The organism is Cryobacterium lyxosi, assembly GCF_004403345.1.
In the GTDB taxonomy this organism is placed as follows: Bacteria; Actinomycetota; Actinomycetes; order Actinomycetales; family Microbacteriaceae; genus Cryobacterium; species Cryobacterium lyxosi.
This window is the reverse complement of the sequence record NZ_SOGT01000015.1, coordinates 55,657-73,673: the sequence shown is the minus strand read 5'-3', so window position 1 is coordinate 73,673 and position 18,017 is coordinate 55,657. Positions and strand designations below refer to the sequence as shown.

Annotated in this window: 16 protein-coding genes; all 16 read right to left on the bottom strand. The window is 64.5% G+C overall.

Annotated elements, in window-relative coordinates; translation table 11 throughout:
* Positions 1-105 precede the first annotated feature (105 nt).
* On the bottom strand, positions 106-1,056 hold the full coding sequence (locus tag E3T27_RS13860) for an RluA family pseudouridine synthase (protein ID WP_104196206.1): 951 nt from the start codon (positions 1,054-1,056) through the stop codon (positions 106-108).
* Positions 1,053-1,700, bottom strand: a complete 648-nt coding sequence (gene lspA, locus E3T27_RS13855) for a signal peptidase II (protein ID WP_104196205.1) — start codon at positions 1,698-1,700, stop codon at positions 1,053-1,055. Before lspA ends, E3T27_RS13860 begins: the two co-directional genes overlap by 4 nt.
* Entirely contained in the window at positions 1,690-2,328 is a 639-nt protein-coding gene (locus tag E3T27_RS13850) for a DivIVA domain-containing protein (RefSeq protein WP_134573415.1), read from the bottom strand. Before E3T27_RS13850 ends, lspA begins: the two co-directional genes overlap by 11 nt.
* Positions 2,329-2,476: 148 nt before the next feature.
* A complete protein-coding gene (locus E3T27_RS13845) occupies positions 2,477-2,779 on the bottom strand; it encodes a YggT family protein (RefSeq protein ID WP_233197860.1) in 303 nt (100 codons plus the stop codon).
* A gap of 8 nt (positions 2,780-2,787) precedes the next feature.
* On the bottom strand, positions 2,788-3,321 hold the full coding sequence (locus E3T27_RS13840) for a cell division protein SepF (protein WP_134573413.1): 534 nt from the start codon (positions 3,319-3,321) through the stop codon (positions 2,788-2,790).
* A gap of 32 nt (positions 3,322-3,353) precedes the next feature.
* Entirely contained in the window at positions 3,354-4,082 is a 729-nt protein-coding gene (locus E3T27_RS13835; protein WP_104196202.1) for a YggS family pyridoxal phosphate-dependent enzyme, read from the bottom strand.
* 98 nt (positions 4,083-4,180) lie between these two features.
* Positions 4,181-5,392 carry a cell division protein FtsZ gene (ftsZ, locus tag E3T27_RS13830; RefSeq protein WP_134545674.1) on the bottom strand — a complete coding sequence of 404 codons (1,212 nt, stop codon included), beginning with the start codon at positions 5,390-5,392 and terminating at the stop codon, positions 4,181-4,183.
* Between the two features lie 150 nt (positions 5,393-5,542).
* Positions 5,543-6,388, bottom strand: coding sequence for a cell division protein FtsQ/DivIB (locus tag E3T27_RS13825; protein ID WP_134573411.1), 846 nt, complete (start codon positions 6,386-6,388; stop codon positions 5,543-5,545).
* Between the two features lie 334 nt (positions 6,389-6,722).
* On the bottom strand, positions 6,723-8,144 hold the full coding sequence (gene murC / locus E3T27_RS13820; RefSeq protein WP_134573409.1) for a UDP-N-acetylmuramate--L-alanine ligase: 1,422 nt from the start codon (positions 8,142-8,144) through the stop codon (positions 6,723-6,725).
* A gap of 74 nt (positions 8,145-8,218) precedes the next feature.
* Complete coding sequence (locus E3T27_RS13815; RefSeq protein WP_134573407.1) at positions 8,219-9,292, bottom strand: UDP-N-acetylglucosamine--N-acetylmuramyl-(pentapeptide) pyrophosphoryl-undecaprenol N-acetylglucosamine transferase; 1,074 nt, start codon at positions 9,290-9,292, stop codon at positions 8,219-8,221.
* Positions 9,289-10,611 (bottom strand): putative lipid II flippase FtsW, encoded by a 1,323-nt coding sequence (gene ftsW / locus E3T27_RS13810; RefSeq protein WP_134573405.1) that lies wholly within the window; start codon positions 10,609-10,611, stop codon positions 9,289-9,291. The genes E3T27_RS13815 and ftsW overlap by 4 nt, the downstream gene beginning before the upstream one ends.
* Before the next feature lie 5 nt (positions 10,612-10,616).
* Positions 10,617-12,131 carry a UDP-N-acetylmuramoyl-L-alanine--D-glutamate ligase gene (murD, locus tag E3T27_RS13805; protein ID WP_134573403.1) on the bottom strand — a complete coding sequence of 505 codons (1,515 nt, stop codon included), beginning with the start codon at positions 12,129-12,131 and terminating at the stop codon, positions 10,617-10,619.
* On the bottom strand, positions 12,131-13,222 hold the full coding sequence (mraY, locus tag E3T27_RS13800; protein ID WP_134573401.1) for a phospho-N-acetylmuramoyl-pentapeptide-transferase: 1,092 nt from the start codon (positions 13,220-13,222) through the stop codon (positions 12,131-12,133). The genes murD and mraY overlap by 1 nt, the downstream gene beginning before the upstream one ends.
* Positions 13,219-14,628, bottom strand: coding sequence for a UDP-N-acetylmuramoyl-tripeptide--D-alanyl-D-alanine ligase (locus tag E3T27_RS13795; protein ID WP_134573399.1), 1,410 nt, complete (start codon positions 14,626-14,628; stop codon positions 13,219-13,221). Before E3T27_RS13795 ends, mraY begins: the two co-directional genes overlap by 4 nt.
* Positions 14,629-16,173 carry a Mur ligase family protein gene (locus E3T27_RS13790; RefSeq protein WP_134573397.1) on the bottom strand — a complete coding sequence of 515 codons (1,545 nt, stop codon included), beginning with the start codon at positions 16,171-16,173 and terminating at the stop codon, positions 14,629-14,631.
* Positions 16,174-16,188: 15 nt separating this feature from the next.
* Positions 16,189-18,012, bottom strand: coding sequence for a peptidoglycan D,D-transpeptidase FtsI family protein (locus E3T27_RS13785; protein ID WP_134573395.1), 1,824 nt, complete (start codon positions 18,010-18,012; stop codon positions 16,189-16,191).
* Positions 18,013-18,017 lie beyond the last annotated feature (5 nt).

Here is an 18,017-nt window from a genome sequence, read left to right as displayed (position 1 = left end):
TATTCGCTGTGCACGTGTAGGTGTACAAAATTTTCGGTGGCACTGACCGGGTTACTCACAAAGACTCCGACGAGTTGATGAAACGGTTAGGGACGAGTCGGCCGGTCAGTCTCCGCGCAGCACTGAGAGGGCATGCGAGAGGTCAGCCGGGTAATCGGCGTTGTAGGTGACCCATTCGTGACTGTCCGGATGGGTGAAAGCCAGCTGTTTGGCGTGGAGCCACTGGCGTTTGAGTCCGAGTCGGGCGGTGATCGACGGATCGGCGCCGTACATGGCGTCGCCGACACACGGATGCCGCTGGGCCGTCATGTGTACACGGATCTGGTGGGTGCGACCGGTCTCCAGGTGCACCTCGAGCAGGGAGGCCGAAGGGAAGGCTTCGAGGGTCTCGTAGTGGGTGATCGAAGACTTACCGTCAGCCCGTACCGCGAACTTCCAGTCTGACCGCGGGTGGCGGCCGATGGGCGCGTCGATGGTGCCGGCGAGCGGGTCGGGGTGGCCCTGTACGACCGCGTGGTAGATCTTGTCCACCTCGCGGTCGTGGAACGCCTTTTTGAGGGCGACATAGGCCGTCTCCGACTTGGCAACGACCATGAGCCCGCTGGTACCGACGTCGAGGCGGTGCACGATGCCTGCCCGTTCGGCAGCGCCGGACGTCGCGATGCGATACCCCGCCGCCGCCAGGGCGCCCGGAACGGTTGGGCCGGTCCATCCGACGCTCGGGTGGGCGGCCACGCCGGCCGGCTTGTTGATGACGACGATGCTCTCATCGTCGTGCACGACCGTGAGGTCGGGAACAGCAATAGGGATGATGCGCACCGGTTGCTTGGGTTGCCAGGTGACTTCGATCCAGCTGCCCGCCCGGAGGCGATCCGATTTGCCGACGATGGCGCCGTCGAGCACGACGCCGCCCGCCTCGGACACCTCGGCAGCGAAGCCGCGGGAGAATCCGAATAGCTTGGCCAGACCCGCGTCAACGCGTACGCCTTCCAGCCCGTCTGGCAGGGGCAGCGATCGCCGCTCCGGGGCGCTGGACAGGTCGTGGGAACCGGTCATGGCCGAGCCTCGGCCCCGGGGTTTGGCCGGTCACTGGTCGTCGAATCGGGGTCAACTGATTCGCGGGTCATGGAATCGGGGGTCACAGCATCCGTTTGTTTCAGTGTTGGGGTGGCGGTCTTGCTGACGGCCACGACCTTATTGCCGTCGAGGCCGATACCGCGAATGGTCAGAATCATGAAGATGACCATGCTGCTCACGATGGCCATGTCGGCGACGTTGTAGATCGCCGGCAACAACCACGGTGTCGAGATGAAATCGACGACGTGCCCAACCCCGAAGCCGGGTTCGCGCAGCAGCCGGTCGGTCAGGTTGCCCAGCACTCCGCCGAGGAGCAGCCCGAAAACGAGACCCCAGGCGAATGAGCGGATGCGCCGGGCGAACCACAGGATGAACACTACGACGGCGGCAGCGATGATGGAGAAGATCCAGGTAGAACCGCTCGCGAGGGAGAATGCCGCCCCCGGGTTCCGAACGAAATGCATTTGCAGCGCATCGTTCAGAACCCGGATGACGGAACCCTCGGTCATCGAAGCGACGACGAGATACTTACTGGATTGATCAAGCGCGTAAACGCCCAGCGCGACGAGGGCTAGAACGATGAGCGCTCGCGAACGCTTCTTCGTTCGGGCGCTAGGCTCCAAAGCCCTGGAAGCTGGGCTTCGGCGCGTTTTCAGCGTCAGCCGCAGAGCCGACCGAGCTCGCGTCGAGGTCGTGCAGCTGACCCTCGATGTAGTTCTTGAGCTTCAGGCGGTACTCACGCTCGAACGTGCGCAGCTCGTCAATTTTGCCTTCGAGCGTCGAACGCTCCTGGTCGAGCTTCTGCAGCTGAACGCGCTGCTGGGTCTCTGCCTCGGCGATGACACGCGCCGCAGTGGCGTGGCCTTCAGCTATCAGGGCGTCGCGCTTTTCAGCGCCCTCCTTGACGTGCTCCTCGTGCAGGCGGCGGGCCAGCTGCAGCAGGTTGGTCGTGCCGGCCGTCTCGTCGATCGGCGTCGCGGCGACTGCGGCAACCGGAGCGGCGACAGGTTCGACGACAACGGGTGTGACGACAACGGGTTCGGACGACGCGGCAGCGAGCGGAGCGGACTCGGCCACGGAGGCAGCGTCCCCTCCGACCTGAGCGCGCAGTTCCTCGTTTTCCTTGGTGAGGCGACGCAGTTCGACGACAACCTCGTCGAGAAAGTCATCGACCTCGTCCTGGTCGTATCCCTCACGGAACTTGGTCGACTGGAACCTTTTGTTGACTACATCTTCCGGAGTTAGCGCCATGGCTTTCCACCCTCAAAACTTATGTTAATTGTGAACATTTGACTGACTTGAGGCGATGGGTGCCTCAAGTGTTGGATTGACTACGGGCTTCCGTCGAGCGAGTGCAGGCTCAGGGCGAACCAGTCATCCGTCAAGGATACATGCCCCACTAGGCACGTTGTATTATTCCTGCCACGGTCATGCCGACGATGCAGCAAAGCATCGTCAGCGTGAAGCCGAAATCCAGCGCGATCGGCCCGATGCGCAGCGGCGGGACCAGACGACGAAAGAAACGTACTGGCGGGTCCGTCAGCGTGTAGACGAATTCGACGAGCACGAGCAGGAAGCCCTGCGGACGCCAAGACCGGTTGACACCGCGCACGAGGTCAATGATGAACCGACCCCAGAGCACGAGGAAGTACATGAAGAACAGGAAGTAGAGAAGATTCCCCAGAATCGATAGACCAGTCACACTTAAGTCTAGCCTTGCGCGAAGAAGGAGCTATCCTCAGCGCCCTCTTCGGTGGTGCTGTCGCCGGAGACGACGACGTGGGACGGCGAGAGCAAAAAGACCTTGGCCGTGACACGCTCGATCTTGCCGTAGAGGCCCTGCGACAAGCCACTGGCGAAGTCGATCAGGCGGCGAGCATCACCATCGCTCATCTGCGACAGATTGATGATGACGGGAATGCCTTCACGGAAGGATTCGGCGATGACCTGGGCGTCTTTGTAGGCGCGCGGGTGAACCGTGAGAATTTCATTCATATCAGACGCAGCCACATTCTGGGGGGTCGAAGTCTTACGCAGCGGGGTGACCGGTGCACGACCGGCAGAGTTCTGGGCCGCGTTGGAGGGTGCGGCGTTACCGTGCGGCGCGTTGTCGTGCCCGCGTGCAGGCACCGCACTCACGTGGTTGCTGGCGGCAGCACTCTGGGCGCTGGCGGGCGCCTGGTACTCCAGCTCTTCGTCTGCCAGACCCAGGTAAACCATGGTTTTCTTGAGCGGGTTGGACATGTCGACCTCCGTGTTGGTTTGCTACTTCGAGATTAACTGAGCACCGGGCGATTGCCGGTGATTGCCGTGCCAATTCTTAGGTGTGTCGCCCCTTCGAGCACGGCAGCCGCGTAGTCCTGGCTCATGCCCATAGACAACGCGGTGGCCGTGGGCACCTGCTGACGGATCTGTTCGCTGAGCTCGCGAACGTAGGCGAAAGCACGACGCGGCTCCTGCCCCAAGGGAGCGACGGCCATGAGCCCGAGCAGGCGCACGCCGGGAACCATGAGAGCGCTGTCTACGAGGGCCGACAGATGTGCGGGATCCACGCCTCCGCGCGCCGCGTCATCCGTCAAATTCACCTGGATGAAGCAGTCGATAGTCGATTCTTCCGAGGCCAGTGCGGTCACGAGAGACTCCCGATCAACCGAGTGGATAACGTTGGCGTAGGCCCGCACCTGGCGCGCCTTCTTTCCCTGCACCTGCCCGACAAAATGCCAAACGAGGTCGAGATCGGCCAGCGACGCGGCCTTGGACTGCGCCTCCTGGTGCCGGTTCTCGCCCATGTTGCGCATACCGAGGGCGTAGAGCTCTTCGATCAGTGAAATGGGGTGAAACTTGGTCACGACGATCGTGGCGATGTCGGCCGGATCGCGGCCCGCTGTTCGGGCCGCATCGGCGACACCGACGCGCACGGTTTCCAGACGGGTTGCCAGATCACTCGGTGCCGACGCGTCAGCTGCCGGTTCGGAGGAAACCCCGTTGGGAAATGCCAGGCTCATAGTGTTCTGTCCGTTGCGTGTGGTCGATTCGTTTGGTGATCAGGGTACATCCCGAAGCCGATGCGACCTGATCGGCTCCGAGATTGCCTGTCATCGACTTACTTGAGGAAGTCGGGGATGTCCAGGTCGTCGACCTCTTCTTCAAAGGCCGGGTCGGCAACGGTCACGCCGTTACCAGCGTCAGAGCCGCCCCAGACGGACGCCGCGAGCTCGCCATCGCTGTAGCTGCCGGACTCGGTCGCCGGGACTTTCGTGGCGCTGCCGGCGGATGCTGCCGCACCGGCCGTTGCTGACCCGGCGCCAGCCGCAATTCCAGCGGCCACCAGGTCGGCACGCCGCACCTCGACCGCTTTGGCGCCGGGCTCGCCACCGTCAAAGCCGGCAGCGATCACGGTGACCCGTACCTCGTCGCCCAGGGTGTCATCGATGACGGCACCGAAGATGATGTTGGCTTCGGGGTGCACAGCTTCCTGCACGAGGCGGGCCGCATCGTTGATCTCGAAGATTCCCAGGTTGGATCCGCCCTGGATCGACAGGAGTACGCCGTGAGCGCCGTCGATCGAGGCTTCGAGCAGGGGCGACGCGACGGCGAGTTCAGCCGCCTTGATCGCACGGTCGGCTCCGCGGGCCGAGCCGATGCCCATAAGGGCCGAGCCGGCGCCCTGCATGACCGACTTGACGTCGGCGAAGTCGAGGTTGATCAGCCCGGGGGTGGTGATCAGGTCGGTGATTCCCTGCACGCCAGCCAAGAGCACCTGGTCAGCGGTCGCGAAAGCCTCGAGCATGCTGATGCCGCGGTCGCTGATTTCGAGCAGGCGATCGTTGGGCACGACGATAAGGGTGTCGACCTCGTTCTTGAGCGAGGCAACACCGGTCTCGGCCTGGGCCTGGCGGCGCTTGCCCTCGAAGCCGAATGGCTTGGTGACGACACCGATGGTGAGCGCGCCGATGGACTTGGCGATGCGGGCCACGACGGGGGCGCCACCGGTTCCGGTGCCACCACCCTCTCCAGCGGTGACGAAGACCATGTCGGCCCCGGCGAGGGCTTCCTCGATCTCTTCGGCGTGATCCTCGGCGGCGCGGCGACCCACCTCAGGGTCAGCGCCGGCACCGAGCCCGCGGGTGAGGTCGCGACCGACATCGAGCTTGACGTCGGCATCGCTCATGAGCAGAGCCTGGGCATCCGTATTGATGGCGATGAACTCGACACCGCGGAGGCCCAATTCGATCATGCGGTTGACGGCGTTGACACCGCCACCGCCGATACCGACAACCTTGATGACGGCTAGATAATTTTGATTGTTTGACACGTCCGGCCTCCGGGTGGAACCCTAAACCTCTAGTCGAAGTTTAAAGTTATGCTGAGTATGCAATTCCTGTTTACGAAAGTATGCGGGTGCGACGCGTCACTGGGGAGGCTCGCCCGCGTGTCGCGAAGAACGGGCAGAATCCGTTGCGATCTAGCGCAACACCGCGCTGTCGGGCGACGACACGTCGTACTCATTGACCGTGCCGGCGGGGTGGCCGATCAGTAGGGCGGCGAGCACGATGGCTTTGTAGCCGGATTTTTCCGGGCTGCCCCAGACCACCCGCTCACCACCGAGCAGGCTGAGTGTGACATCGTCGGTGGTAACGGCAGTCACCGCGTCCAACTGGGTACGGATACTTTCGGGCAGGGCTGCGAGGACCGCGGCGGCGGCCTTGAATCCGGCACTGGTGATTCCGTCCGGCGCGTCAATGAGCGGGTAGCCTGCCGTGCGCTCCGGCGACGTTTCAATGACCACCCCGGCGGCGTCGACCAGGTCGAATCCGGTCGGACCGGCAAGCACACCCACCGGTACCCGTTCGACGATGCGCACCACGAGTGTGCCCGGTGGGCGACTCTCGGTGACGTAGCTCTGAATCAAGGCGAACTGTGACAACTCACGCTTGATCAGGTTGCTGTCGATCAGGGGCAGCGGGGTTCCGAGCTCCTCGGAAAGCGCTGCCGACACCTCCCCCGCCGGAATGCGGCTCGTCCCGACGACCTCTATCGTGCGCAGAGCCATCAGGGGTGAGTAAGCGGCGCCGATGATGAGCGTGAAGGCAAGAAGAATCGAACCGACACCGAGAATCCACGCAGTGCGCCGACGACGTGTGCGCCCGGTGAACCGCCGCACTTCGGCCCGTTCGAACCGTTTGCGGGCGCGCTGGGCCGCCCGCAGCAACGACCGGGCCGCGCGGGCACCCGCAGTGTCGCCAGAGGGCTCCTGGACCCCACCTGCCTGCTCCGAAGCCGCCGGCGCAGCCGGCAGCAGAACCGACACGGGCGCGGCTGTGATCAGCGAAGCGGACGCCCGTCCCCCAGCGAGAACGATCGGTTCTGTCGTCGTGTCGGACGCACTGAACGGTTTTGGCGAACTTTTTTGTGCAGCGCCACCCCCGGCACGCGCAGCCTTCTGCGCTGTCGACGAGGAAGGTTTCTTCCTGGGCACCCGCGAAGGCGCTGGAGCCGCGTGAGAATCCGTGGGCGTGGGCGTCGGTTTCGGTTTGGCCCGGGGCGAGTCCGCACGCCGTTTCGAGGCAGGAGCGGCCGGGCGAACCGGCTCGGAAGTCGGCTCGCCCGACCGATCGAAGCTGGCCGGTCGCTTCACCGCCGCCTCATCCGCGTACTTTTTCGAGCGCGGCGAGCAGCTGGGGCACGATGCGGTTGACGTCTCCGCAGCCGAGGGTCACGACGAAGTCACCGTCGCGGGCGATACCGGCGAGGTAGTCGGCCGCATCCTGCCAGTCGGGCACGTAGGCAACGTGCGAGGGGTCGCGGAACCGGTCGGAGACGAGGGCGCCGGTGACACCGGGTTCTGGATCTTCGCGGGCGCCGTAGACGCCGAGCACGATGGTCTGGTCGGCGAAGGTCTCGAGGGTCTCGGCGAATTCCCGCGCGAACAGGCGGGTGCGGCTGTACAGGTGCGGCTGGTGCACGGCGATGATGCGGCCCTCACCGACCACCGTACGGGCCGCGGCGAGAGCGGCAGCGACCTCGGTCGGGTGGTGGGCATAGTCGTCATAGACGCTGACGCCGCCGACCGTGCCGTGCAGTTCGAACCGGCGCTGGGTGCCGCCGAAGCCGGCGATCGCGTCGAGGCTGGCGGCGGGGTCGAAACCGAGACCGACCAGCACGGCGAACGCGCCGGCGGCGTTGATGGCGTTGTGTTTGCCCGGGATGCGCAGGGTGGCGCTGTAATCCGCTCCCTCCCAGGAGACGCTGAAACTGACCGGCCCGGCAGTGGTGATGGAATGCACGCGTACTGTGGAATCGCGGTGCTCGCCGAACGTGACGACGCGGGCGGCGGCATCCGCTTTATTCAGGCCGGCCGTGATGGCCGCGGTGACCCTCACCGCGCCGATGTCATCGGAGGAGATGACGACCAGTTCGCTGGCAGCGCGGCTGAATTCGACGAAGGCGGCCTCAAAAGCTTCGAGCGAGCCGTAGTGGTCGAGGTGGTCGGGGTCGACGTTCGTAATCAGGGCGACCGCCGTGTGGTATAGCAGAAACGAACCGTCGGATTCGTCGGCTTCGACCACGAACAGGTCATCGGCGCCGCTCGCGGAGCTCACCCCGAGCGATTCGATCACGCCCCCGTTGACGAAGCTGGGGTCCTGGCCGAGGCCGAGCAGTCCGGTGACGATCATGCCGGTGGAGGTGGTCTTGCCGTGTGCGCCGGCGACCGATACCAGGCGGTGCTGGCGGATAAGCCAGGCCAGGGCCTGGGCGCGGTGCAGCACCGGCAGGCCGCGTTCATTTGCGAGCACGTATTCGGGGTTGTCCTGCCAGAGGGCGCCGGTGACGACGAGGGAATCGGCGGTTCCGACGTTGGCGGCATCATGCCCGATGTACACGGTCGCACCGAGTTCACGCAGGGCCTGCATGTTCGATGAATCCTTCGCGTCCGACCCAGTGACCGTATAGCCCCGATCCAGAAACAGCCGAGCGATGCCACTCATGCCGGATCCGCCGATGCCCACGAAGTGCACACTTCCGAGCGTGTCGGGAATAGTCAGGTTGAGGTCTGGTTTGATCACCGTGGTGCGCTCTTCTCGATTGAAGCTAAAAAAACAGTTTGTGCGGGCACTACGTTACGCGTGCCCACCGACGTTCAGGTCGTGAGCGCCTCGTGAATCAGGTCGACCATCTGGATCGTTCCGTCGAGCGCGCCCACGGATGCCGCCGCCCGCGCCATAGCCGCCACGTGCGCCCGGTCGCCCAACAGGGTCACCAGCTCAGCCTGAACAAAAGCCGGCACGAAGTCCTTATCATCGATCAGAATGCCGCCACCGGCCGCCAGCACCGGTGCAGCGTTGAAACGCTGTTCGCCATTGCCGACCGGGTATGGCACGTATACGGCCGGAATCCCGAGCGCACACAATTCGCTCACGGTGGCAGCTCCCGCCCGGGTTACGGCAAAATCAGCCGCCGCAAGGGCGAGATCCATGCGGTCGCAGTATTCGAGCAAGTGGTAGTTCGGCAGCCGTGGGTCGGTGACCTCAGCCTTCGACCCGGTAATGTGCAGTACTTGCCAGCCCGCCGCGACGAGGTCCCGCGCTGCAGCGACCATGGTGGCGTTGAGCTTGCGGGCACCGAGTGACCCGCCGGTGACGAGCAGCACGGGGCGTTCTTGGACGAGACCGAAGAACGCGAGAGCGTCGGGCCGGGCCTTCGTCCGGTCGAGTCGTTCGATCTCCGGTCTCAGCGGCATGCCCACGAACCGGGCGTGCCGAATCGGGGTACCGGCGAACGCGACGCCGACGTGCCGGGTCAAGCGCGCCCCGAGCTTGTTGGCCAGTCCCGGCCTGGCGTTGGCCTCGTGAATAACGATCGGCACGCCGGCACGGCGGGCCGCGAGGTATGCCGGTGTCGAAACGTAACCCCCGAAGCCGACGACCACGTCGACCCGGCGCGAACGGATCACGTCGGTCACCGTTCGCACGGCCGCATTGAACCGCGGTAGAAAACGCATGGCGGCTCGATTCGGGCGGCGCGGAAACGGCACCCGGGCAACGACGATGAGTTCGTAGCCGCGGGCCGGGACCAGGCGGGATTCGAGGCCTTCAGCGGTGCCGAGAACCAGCACCGTGGCATCCGCTTCAGTGGCGCGGATGCGGTCGGCGACGGCGAGTAGGGGGTTGACGTGGCCGGCGGTTCCGCCGCCCGCCAGAAGGTACGTGGTCATGCCCGGTGCGCCTCGATGAAGTCGGTGTCGTGGAAATCGTTCTGTGCTTCGCTCGAGCGGTCGCGACGCGCGAAAGAGAGCACAATACCGATCGCTACGAGGGTCGTGAGCAGGGCCGTGCCACCGGCCGAGATGAGCGGCAGCGGTACGCCCAACACGGGAAACACCCCGAGCACCACGCCGATATTGACGAAGGCCTGGCCGATGATCCAGACCATGGTGGCGGCGACGGAAACCTTGGCCTGCACGGTCGTGACCGAACGCATGATGCGGAGGAAGGCGAAGGCCAACAGAATGAACATGCCCAGCACGACGATGCAACCGATCAGGCCCAGCTCTTCGCCGATGATGGCGAAGATATAGTCGTTGTCGGCCGCCGGCAGCCACGACCATTTGGCCTTGGAGTTGCCGAGGCCTACGCCGAGGATTCCACCGTTGGCCAGCGCCCAGGTGCCGTGCAGCGGCTGCCAGCAGCTGTTGGAGATCTCCCCACTCAGTTGCGTGCAACTCTCGTTGAGAAAGCTCGTGATGCGGGTCATGCGGTTGGGGCTCACAATGGCCAGCACGATAGCGCCACCGACACCGATCAAAAGCGGCACGGCGAGCAGCCGCAGTTTGACGCCAGCGAAGAACAGTGCGCCGAAAAGTATGCCGGCCATGATCATGGCGGTTCCGAGGTCACCGCCCATCATGACGAGCAGCACTGCCCCGCCGCCGACCCCGAACACGGGAATGAACACGTGCTTCCAGTCGTCGAGTTGGTGTTGTTTTTTCGACAGGATCATGCCGAGCCAGATGACCAGTGCCACCTTGATACCCTCAGACGGCTGAAACTGGATACCGAAGATGTTCAGCCAGTTGGTGTTGCCTCCGGTGCCGCGGCCGAGTCCGGTGGCCACCACCAGAAATTGAAAGAAACAGGTGATCAACAGCGACGGCCAGGCCACGCGCCGCCAGAACGCGAGCGGCAGCCGGCTGACGACGAGCATGAGTGGAATGCCGATCAGCGCGAACATCCCCTGACGCAGCAGCCCGCCGAAGAAACCCATGTCAGCCAGGAAGGAGTCGACCGACGACGACGACAGCACCATGATGAGGCCGAAGATGACCAGAAACAGCGTGGTGCCCAGCAGTAGAAAGTAGTTGCCACCCTCAGCTTTGAACACCCGACCGAGGTTGATGCGAACTTGGGGTCCTCCCGGCGTTTCCGGCTTTGTCGGTTGGGCGGATGCCAGCGTCTGGCGCCCGGAAGCAGGCACGGTGTGGACGGCCGGGCGTGACGTGGTGCGTGATGCGGGGTTACGCGGCACCTGAACCATCCGCGTCACCTGCCTAGAAAATCGTGTACTGCCTGATTGAAAAGCCGGCCGCGTTCGACATAACTCTCGAACTGGTCCATCGACGCGGCAGCCGGTGCAAGCAGCACCGTGTCTCCGGTCCTGGCGATCCCGGCAGCGAGCCGCACCGCCACCGTCATCACCTGTTCGTTCCCGTTCGATACAGTGTCGTCCGGGTCGATCTCGAACACGGTCAGGTCAGGGGCGTGTCGCGCGAATGCCTGGCGTAATGCCAGGCGATCGACGCCGATGATGATCGCGCCGCGCAGGCGACCCACGTGCTTGTGCACGAGCTGATCGATGTCGACCCCCTTGAGCAGCCCGCCGACGAGCCAGACGACCGACTCATAAGCGGCCAGGGAGGCATCGGCGGCGTGCGGATTAGTCGCCTTGGAATCGTCGACCCATTCCACGCCGTCCCCAATGGCCACGGTCTCGATGCGGTGCGCGTCGAGATGGAAGGTCTCCAGTGCCGTGTGGATGGTGGCCGGCAGTACGCCGTACGACCGGGCCAGCGCGCTCGCGGCGAGCACGTCCATGATCACGTGCGGGGCGCCGAGGCCGGCCGCGACGAGGTCGGGAACGGTGGTCAGTTCGAGGGCACGTTCGAACCGGTCCGGAAGGAAGGCCCGGTCGCAGACGATGCCGTCGACGATGCCCAATTCGCTCGGCCCCGGCACGCCCAGGCCGAAACCGATCGCCCGGGCACCATCTTGCACGTCGGCTTCCTGAACCATTTGCCGGGTGGCAGCATCCGCTGTGTTGTAGACGCAGGCAGCCGCGGTGTTCAGGTACACCTTGGCTTTTGCCGCGCGGTATGCGGCCGCCGAACCATGCCAGTCCAGGTGGTCGTCAGCGACATTGAGGCAGAGACTTGCCCAGGGGGCCAGGGCGCCCGGACCGCTCTGCGGCAGGTGGTGCAACTGGTAGCTGGACAGTTCGACGACGAGCACATCCCAGCCGGCGGGATCGCGAATGGCATCGAGCACGGGCACGCCGATGTTGCCGCAGGGGGCGACGCGGCTGCCGTGGGCGGCGAGCATGGTGGCGGTGAGCTGCACGGTCGTGGTCTTGCCGTTGGTGCCGGTGACGAGTATCCACTCGGCGGGAACGCCGACCTTGTCGCGCAGCCGCCAGGCGAGTTCGATGTCACCCCAGACGGGAACCTGGTTCTCCGCCGCCCAGATGAGCAGCGGGTGATCGGGATGGAAGCCGGGCGACACGATGATCACGTCCGGCCTCTGTGCTGTCAGTTCAGCAGGCACCTCACGCAGGTCAGCCTGCACAAACGGCACTCCGAGCACCGTGAGCAGGTCGAATCGTTCGTCGGGCCCGGTTGACGCCAGCACGAGCACGTCGGCGCCGAGTTCAGCGAGGGTGTCAGCGGCGGCAAAACCGGTCACGCCGAGTCCGAGTACGGCCACGCGCAGCCCGTTCCAGTCAGCGTGCCAGCTGGTGAGTTCGTCGAGTCGGTTGTTTCTAAACAGATTGACATCACCCATTAGCGCGACAACCACTCGAGGTAGAACGAGCCGACACCGGCCGCGACGAGCAGGCCGCCGATGATCCAGAATCGCACGACGACTGTGACTTCGGCCCAACCCTTGAGCTCGAAGTGGTGATGGATCGGACTCATCAGGAAGATGCGTTTACCGTGGGTGATTTTAAAGTAGGCACGCTGCACGATCACCGATCCGGCTTCCATCACGAACAGGCCGCCGATGAGTACGAGGAGCAATTCGGTGCGGCTGAGAATCGCGAGGGCGGCCAGCGCCCCGCCGAGGGCGAGCGAACCGGTATCGCCCAGAAAGATCTTGGCCGGCGAGGTATTCCACCAGAGAAAACCGATCAGGCCACCGACGATAGTCGCCGCGACGATGGCCAGGTCAAAGGAATCGGGACCGAGATAGCACTTGTATTGGTCAGCGGCATCTGATCCTCCGAAGCAGCTCTGGTTGGACTGCCAGAAGCCGATCACCACAAAAGACCCAATGGCGAAAGTGGATGCCCCCGTAGCGAGGCCATCGAGGCCGTCAGCGACGTTGACGCCGTTCGAGGTCGCGGCCACGATCAGGCAGATCCAGAGCAGGAACACGGCGATGCCGATGAACGTGCCCAGTTTCATGAAGTCGAGGGGTAGGTCGCGAATGAACGAAATGCTCGTCGAAGCGGGTGTCTGGCCGTTGCGGTCGACGAATTGCAGCGACAGAACGCCGAAAGCCCCGGCGACGATGACCTGCCCGAGAACCTTGGACCAGCCACCGAGCCCCAGGCTGCGCTGGTGGCGGGTCTTCAGAAAGTCGTCGATAAAACCAACCAGCCCGAGGCCCACCATCATGAACAAGACGAGCAACGGTGACGGGGTGAACGGTCGTTGCTCGATCAGCATGGCCGTGAAATAGCTGATCAGTACGCCCAGAATGATGATGATTCCACCCATGGTGGCGGTACCGCGCTTGGCGTGGTGACTCTTGGGGCCGTCGTCTCGAATGAACTGGCCCCAGCCGAGCTTCTTGAATAATCGAATGAACAGCGGCGTCAGAAACAGCGTGAACGCTAGCGAAAACGCTCCGGACAGCAGCAGAACTCTCACGAGAACAAGTCTCCCAGTCGATCACCGAGAAATCGCAGACCCGCTGAGTTGGATGACTTCACGAGCACGGTGTCCCCCGGATTCACGCTGCTGCGCACCAGTTCGAAGGCTTCGTCCGGCGTGTCGACATAGACCGACTCGCCGTCCCACGAACCCTCGTTGATCGTGCTGATATGCATTCGGCGGGCTCGCTGGCCCACCACTATCATCTGGGAGATGTTCAGTCGCACAGCGAGTAGCCCGATGCGATCGTGCTCTTCACCGGCCAGTTCGCCGAGTTCGGCCATCTCGCCGAGCACCGCGATGGTTCGGCAGCCGGGAGTAGCGATCTGGGCAAGCGTCTTGAGCGCTGCGCTCATCGAGTCGGGGCTCGCGTTATAGGCGTCATTGATGATCGTGACGTTGTCCTTACCGCCGAGCACCTCCATGCGCCAGCGTTCGGCCCGTGTGGTGGCTTGCAGCGCGGCGACGATATCACCAAGCGACACCCCGAGTACCTCGGCGGCGGCCGCCGCAGCGAGGGCATTCATGACGTGGTGCTCACCGAGCACCGGGAACACGACCGGGGCGCTCTGCCCGTCGGCGAGGTGCAGGGTGAACGTCGTTCCCGTGCGACCGGAGTGCAGGTCGCTTGCACGCACGTCGACCTGGCCATACTCGCCGAATCGCACGATGCGCGCCGGGGTGATCGCGGCCATCTGCGCGACGCGCGGGTCGTCGGCGTTCAGCACCGCGACATCCGTTGGAAGCAGGTCGGTGACCATCGCGGACTTGGCCCGCACGGTGGCGTCAAGATCGCCGAATTCACCGGCGTGGGCGAGGCCGATGGTGAGCACGATGCCCACATCGGGTCGTACCAGGCGCACAAGGTTCGCGATGGCGCCCTCGCTACTGGCGCCCATCTCGATCACCAGAAAACGGGTGTCGTCGGTGACCTCGAGCATCGTCATCGGCGCCCCGACCTGGTTGTTGAAAGAGCCCTGCGGGGCGACGGTGACGCCGACCCGCTCGAACATGCTGCGCAGCAGGTTCTTGGTGGTGGTTTTGCCGTTGGAACCGGTGACGGCAACGATCTTGAGCTTCCCCGCGGAGCGCACCCTGGCGACAACGGCGGAGGCCAGGGCGCCGAGCGCTGCAACGGCGTCGGCCACGACGATCTGAGTGACCGGCAGGTCGAGCAGCCGTTCCACGATGAGCAGCGCGGCCCCCGAGGCTGCGGCGGCGGGCGCGAACAGGTGTCCGTCGGTGACCGCGCCGGGCTTGGCGATGAAGATGGAGCCGGGTTCGACCAGCCGGGAGTCGGTCTGCACCGAACCGTCAACGAGGTCAGTGGCCGAGGAGGCGCCGGCGAGGTGCAGCGCCCCGTCGACGACCTTGCTGATATCGGCCAGGGAGAGGGCGATCATTTACAGCCACCCCGCATCGCGCAGAGCCTGGCGGGAGTCATCCCGGGCCGAATACGGCAGTTTCACGCCTTGTACCTCGTGGTAGTCCTCGTGGCCTGGGCCGGCGTACAGAATGGTGTCTCCTTCGTGTGCGAGTGACAGCGCCGTGCGGAATGCCGCACGTGGGTTGGCCACTTCGTAGAACTCGCCGTCTGGCACGGCTTCGCGCGCTGCTTTCAACAAAACAGCACGGATGCTCGCGGCATCTTCAAACCGCGGATGAAAGTCGGTCACCACCACGATATCGCTGCCCTCGGCGGCGATCCGGCCCATATCGGCGCGTTTGGTGGTGTCGCGGTCGCCGTCGGCGCCGAACAGCATGATGAGTTTACCCGGCGTGAATTTGCGCAGGGCCGCGAGCGTATTGAGGAAGGCATCGGGGCTGTGCCCATAATCGATATAGACCAGCGGCCCGCGATCACCGGAGATGCGCTCCGCGCGGCCGGGGATGAACGCGACAATGCCACCGTCGCGGTTCAGTGTGTGCTGGATGGCGCCGAGGTCGAATCCGCTTTCCACGAGCATGACGATGGCCAGCGCGGCGTTGGCGGCCATGTACCAGCCGAGCAGCGGCACCCGGGTCTGCAGGCGACGGCCGCCCCGGCCCTCGAGCACGAAGTCGGTATGCGTGGCGGACTCCCCCACAACGCTCATGTGCCAGTCGGCGTCGACGTCGGCCAGGTTGCTGATGGTCGTCACCGGGATGCGACATTCGTCGGCGAGGCGCCGCCCCCACTCGGTGTCGACGGTGACGACACCTCGGTGCGACCGGTCGGGCTGGAACAGCTCCAGCTTCGCCTGGAAGTAGTCATCCATCGCCGGGTAGTCGTCGAGGTGGTCGTGGCTGAGGTTGGTGAACGCAGCGATATCGAAGACGAGACCGTCTACCCGGTAGCGACTGAGGGCTTGCGCCGAAACCTCGATGCCGACGGCACGTACCTCGGCCTCGTTCATACGGGCTAACAAGGCGTGCAGTTCGCTGGCCTCGGGCGTGGTCAGGGAACTCGTGACGGCTAGATCGCCGATACGGCGTTCGGCAGTCGAGGTGAGCCCGGAGACGACGCCGAGTTGGTTCAGAATGCCGAACAACAGGTAGACGACGCTGGTCTTGCCGTTGGTGCCGGTGACCGCGAACAGGGTCGCCGGATTGTCATCGGTGCGATAAATCCAGGCCGCGACGGCGCCCAGCGCGGCGCGGGCATCCGGTGTGACCAAAACCGGCAGACCGCTGGCTGCAGCGAGCACCCCTCCGGCCTCGTCGGTCAAAATGGCCACCGCCCCGGCCTCGGCGGCGGCAGCAGCGAAGGTCGCGCCGTGCAGGCGCGCGCCGGGAACGCCGACATAGAGGTCGCCGGGTTGCACCGAGCTCGAGCTCAAGCTCACTCCGGTGACTTCGAGACCATCGATGTCTCCACGCAGTTCTAGATCAAATTCGGCAACCAATCCCGACAACGACCGCGGAACGGGATGCTCGGGACGGAGAGCCGACGGCGCCGGTTCAGACACGCAGGGCTCGCTTTCTTACCAGGTGGAAGGGAGGTCAGGCGCAGTCGCGCCTGAGGGAACCGCCCGGTACTTTTTCAACACCTGACTCATGATCTCCTGGAAGACCGGAGCCGGTGCGGCAGATGTATTCAGTTTAACAGGGTCGGCGATGCTGACCGAGACGACATACTGCGGATCGTCGGCCGGAGCGTAGCCCGACACCGATACCAGATACCCGTTGGAGTACCCACCCTGGCCATCCGGCATCTGCGCGGTTCCGGTCTTGGCGGCGACCCGATAGCCGGGAATGTTCCATTTACTCTGCACCCAACTTTTCTGATACACCATTTCGAGCACGTCGCTGGTGTCCTGGGCTGCCTTCTCCGACAGCACCCGCGTGCCGACCTGGTCTGGCACGTTGGCCATGGTGCCGTCGGCCTGGCGGCAGCCCTCGACCAGCTGCACCGGCATGCGCACGCCGTCGTTGGCGATGGTTTGATAGATGCTCGCGACCTGCAGCGCGGTCGTCGTGAGGCCCTGCCCGAACATCGTGGCATAGCTGGTCTGGTTGTCCCACTCGTCGACCGGATGCAGAATGCCGCCATCTTCTCGGGGAAAGCCGGTCTCGGTGGGCGTGCCAACGCCGAACGCTGTCATGTAGTCGTACCGTTGCTGGTCGGTGAGTTTCTCACCGAACTTGGACATGCCGGTGTTGCTTGAGTCAATCAGCACGCCGGTGAGGGTCATGTGCTGATCCGGGTGCGCGTGGCTGTCGTTGATGTTGGCACCGTTGGCCGGCAGGTACCGGTAGGGCGCGACGATCCCGGTCTCGAGGGTGGCCGCCCCAGCGTCGAGAACGGATGCCATGGTGAGCGCCTTGAAGGTCGAGCCCGGTTCGAAGGACTGAGTGAAGGCGCGGGAACCGCGATCTTCCGGGTTCTTGGTTCCGCCGACGTTGTTCGGGTCGACCGAGGGATAGTCGGCCACGGCAAGGAGCTTGCCGGTCTTGACATCCTGCACGACCGCGGTCGCCCACGCTGCCCCGGTCTCCTGCGCCCGCGCGGCGAGGGTCTGCTGCACGAACCAGTTGAGATCGGAGTCGATGGTGGTGATGACGTCGCCGCCATCGACGGCCTCGGTACTCGTGACGCTGCTGCCGGGGATGCGCACGCCATCGGCACCCTTCTCGTAGGTTTCTGAGCCGTTGGTCGAGCCCAGGCAGGTGTTCTGTCCGGATTCGAGGCCGGCCTGCGGCACGCCCTCCCCCGACAGGTAACCGAGCATGTTGCCGGCAACGGCCCCGTTCGGGTACACCCGGCTCGGGCTGTTCTCCGAATAGGTCCAGGGAATGTGCAGTTCCTGTACGGCCCGCAGCACGTCGACATCGACTTTCTGGGCGATATAGGCGAAATTCGCCTTGGCGTTGGCTTCGAGGGCGGCCCCAATGGTCAGCAGGATGGCGTCACCGGTTTGACCGGTTGCCGCACCGATTTCGGCGGCGGCCTCAGCCACCGAGATGACAACCTTCTTGCCGTCAACGGTGCGTTTGAAAGGCGTTGCGTTCACCGGGGACATGGTGATGTTGTAGCGCATGACCGTCCCCGCCAGCACGACGCCGTTGGCGTCGACGATCTCACCGCGCGAGCCATAGACGACCTGGCCCACCGAGCGGTTTCCCACGGAGTCGGCGGTGAGCGAATCAGCCTGCACCACCTGGATATCGACGAGCCGAACCAGGAACACGCCGATCACGGCGAACAGCACGACGAGGGTGAAGAAAGTGCGTCGACGGCTGGACCGGGAATTGGTCGGGTTGGTTCGGGCTCCGGTCTGTCGGGCACTGCTGTTGCGCACGCTCATCTGCC